Here is a 653-nt window from a genome sequence, read left to right as displayed (position 1 = left end):
TCGGCGCCGTGCCGGGGGCGGGCGCGGGCGAGCACCTCCCGCACCGGCACACCCAGCCAGCGGGCGTTGCCGACGAGGTTCCCACCCACCTGGTTGGAGACGCAGGTGAGCGTGATCGCGTACTCGTGCAGACCCATCGCGAGGAGGTCGTTGAAGGTGAGATCGACGTGCTGCTCGACCATCCCGTCCACGGTCAGCCGCCAGGTGGACGGGTCGACCGACGGGACGGTGAGGGCGGTGTCCACCCGGTAGAAGTCGGGGTTGGGGGTGAACAGGGGGGAGAGGTTCTTCAGGTGGAGATCGGCGCCGGCGGGGACCTTCACCTGGTTGGCAGGTGACGGCAGCTTCAGCGCCGCGCGGACGGCGGCTATGGAGGAGGTCGCGGCCGAGCCGATGCGGGATCCCACGCCGGCGAGCACGGCGGCTGCGGCTGCTGCACCCGTGAGCAGCAGGAAGCGGCGCCGGTCGATTCCGGCCGGTCTGTTGGTGTCGCGGGCATCCAGCCAGCGGCGGAGGACGTCGATGATGACGTGCACGCTCGCGGCGCCGACGAGTGCGCCGATCGCCGGGGGCAGGAATGCGAGCGGGCTCGCGTCGGCTCGTGTCACGGTCGCCGCGATGGCCGCCACACCCGCCACTAGGAACAGTGCGGC

Annotated in this window: 1 protein-coding gene; it reads right to left on the bottom strand. The window is 71.7% G+C overall.

What is annotated here, in order from left to right:
- Nucleotides 1-653 (bottom strand): molybdopterin-dependent oxidoreductase (locus ACYVDK_RS18215; protein WP_460524417.1); only part of this gene is annotated, 653 nt, incomplete at both ends.

This window comes from Humibacter antri, from assembly GCF_054777235.1.
This window is presented reverse-complemented; position numbering and strand designations above follow the sequence as displayed.